Here is a 2844-nt window from a genome sequence, read left to right as displayed (position 1 = left end):
CTTTCAATGCCGCGTTGTAGTCTTTCCAGTTGGTCGTTCGGTACTTCAGCTTTACGGGAGCAATCATGCCGTCAGTTTACCCGTGCTGCGCCTCGGCCGCTGATGGGCCGATTTGTGCAACAAAGCCGGTTGGACCGGGAACCGTGATTGACGACCATTACACCTTCCGTCTCAATCGTTGAAAACAGAATCAAAAGCTTTTTTTCTTTGTCCCCGAGCCTACCAAGATCGTGATAACCCACTGTTGATGAAAGTCTTTGCTGGACTATCCTCGGCATCGGTTTGAACTTGGTTGGCTGCGATCGTCGCACGCGCGGGTTTCAAGCAGCCAGCGCCGCCGTTCTTCTCGGGCCGAGCCGATACCTCATCCAACGTTGATGCAATACCGAAGTCGATGTCGGCAACCTGGCTTGACGCCTGCTCAATATATCGACACCTCTAGCTTCGAGGTATAAAACCAACAGAAGCGCTGGTGCTATCTACAGGCAAGCTTTTTATCTTCCTGGCTAGCAGATCTCGGTGGCGCTTCCGTAGAGATTTTCTAAGATTCAGAGCAATTTTACAGCTGTCAGGTATTAGGCGATTGATTTCGCTGTAAAAACTCCGCTTACCGAATTTTAACCCCGGTACAGTTGGAAGTCTCGTTTGTCGATTTTTCGAATGTGCTAAAACCTTACCCGATCTATATATTTAGTCAAATCCCGATTTTAGAAAAGAATCACTCTCTAGCAATTTCGTAGGAGTCGTCTATACATTGAATGAGGTAAGCATGTGTGAACATAGTTGTGTCGAGCCAGCATTGCTGCCGACTCGACTTTGTCACTAGAATTGATTCATCGTATTGTGCTTCCCGCCTGCCTTCAGCGCAGCCTCACCGCTAAAGTAATCCTTGTGATCGTCGCCGAGATCCGATCCGGACATGTTCTGGTGCTTGACACAGGCAATGCCTTGGCGGATCTCTTTACGCTGGACGCCGGCCACGTAACCCAGCATACCTTGCTTGCCGAAATAATCCTTGGCCAAGTTATCGGTCGACAGCGCAGCAGTATGGTAGGTCGGCAGCGTGATGAGATGGTGGAAGATGCCAGCTTGACGCGCGGCGTCTTCCTGGAAGGTGCGGATGCGCTCGTCGGCCACACGGGCCAACGGATAGTCGTCGTATTCCGCGCTCATCAGGTGCGAGCGATCGTAAGCCGACACGTCCTCGCCGCGGTCCTTCATCCCGTCATAGACTTGCTGACGGAAATTTAGGGTCCAGTTAAACGAGGGGCTGTTGTTGTACACCAGCTTTGCGTTGGGAACGACCTTACGGATTTCATTGACCATGCCGCCGATCTGGGCGATGTGCGGCTTCTCGGTTTCGATCCACAGCAGGTCGGCGCCGTTCTGGAGTGCCGTAATGCAGTCGAGCACGCAGCGCGCCTCGCCGCTGCCTTCGCGGAACTGGAACAGGTTGCTGGGCAGACGCTTCGGGCGCAGCAGCTTGCCCTCGCGCCGGATCAGCACGTCGCCATCGGCGAGTGCGTCGGGCGTGACTTCTTCCACGTCGAGGAAGCTGTTGTACTGGTCGCCCAGGTCGCCCGGCTCGCGGCTGTAGGCGATCTGCTTAGTCAGGCCAGCGCCCAGCGAATCGGTGCGCGCCACGATCACGCCGTCCTCCACGCCCAGTTCGAGGAAGGCGTAGCGCACGGCGCGGATCTTGGCCAGGAAGTCTTCGTGCGGCACCGTGACCTTGCCGTCCTGGTGGCCGCACTGCTTTTCGTCCGAGACCTGGTTTTCGAGCTGGATGCAGCAGGCGCCGGCCTCGATCATCTGCTTGGCCAGCAGGTAGGTGGCTTCCGCGTTGCCGAAGCCGGCATCGATGTCGGCGATGATCGGCACGACGTGCGTGGTGAAATTGTCGATCTTGTTCTGGATCGCCGCGCGCGCGTCGCCCTGGGCAGCGTCGAGCTGGCGGAACAGCCCGCCCAGTTCGCGTGCGTCGGCCTGGCGCAGGAATGTGTACAGCTCCTTGATGAGTGCAGGGACGGCCGTTTTCTCGTGCATCGACTGGTCTGGCAGCGGACCGAATTCCGAGCGCAGCGCGGCGATCATCCATCCCGACAGATACAGGTAGCGCCGTTCGGTGCTGCCGAAATGCTTTTTGATGGAGATCATCTTTTGCTGGCCGATAAAGCCATGCCAGCAACCCAGTGACTGAGTGTACTTCGAAGAATCGGCGTCGTAATTGGCCATGTCCGCGCGCATGATCGCGGCGGTGTAGCGGGCGATGTCGAGGCCGGTGCGGAAGCGGTTTTGGGTGCGCATGCGGGCAGCGGACTCGGGGCTGATGGCATCCCAGCCGCTGCCGTAGCGCGCCTTGAGACTAGCGAGGTTTTGGATATCGTTTTGGTACTCAGACATAGTGAACTCCATAAAAAGTGAATCGAAATCGGTCAATCTCATTATTTGCGCTGAAAAATGAATCAATGCACTAATTGTAGAGTTATACGTCGCTCGAACCGAATACCTGTCATGGGTTGAAAAATATAAAATATTCTATATGTTTCAATGGCTTATAAATCTAATTCCGCATTATGGAAAGATATTTTGCACTGCAATATATTCCGTATTTTTCCCCCTGCGTTGAATCCCACGATGTGGAATGCAATTTAGCGAAGTGGAAAAAACTCAAAAACTTGTGGCGCAGAGCGTCTCGATCAGTACGTAGTATTTTTGGTTCTGGTGCAAATTTTGGATGAGGGAGCGCAGACTGAGCCGAATGCCCCGTGAGTTCAAGCAGCTAGGACAGCTGCCCAGATTTCGGGCGGAGTTTGCCCCTGAGTTGCCAGCGCACGCAAGTCA

Annotated in this window: 1 protein-coding gene; it reads right to left on the bottom strand. The window is 54.6% G+C overall.

What is annotated here, in order from left to right:
• Window positions 1–822: 822 nt before the first annotated feature.
• Window positions 823–2403 (bottom strand): isocitrate lyase, encoded by a 1581-nt coding sequence (locus ACI1V7_RS28275; protein ID WP_404536043.1) that lies wholly within the window; start codon window positions 2401–2403, stop codon window positions 823–825.
• Between the last annotated feature and the right edge of the window lie 441 nt (window positions 2404–2844).

Source organism: Massilia paldalensis, assembly GCF_044901715.1.
Classification (GTDB): Bacteria; Pseudomonadota; Gammaproteobacteria; order Burkholderiales; family Burkholderiaceae_D; genus Telluria; species Telluria paldalensis.
The sequence above is the reverse complement of the archived record's forward strand: the minus strand, read 5'-3'. Positions and strand labels throughout refer to the sequence as shown.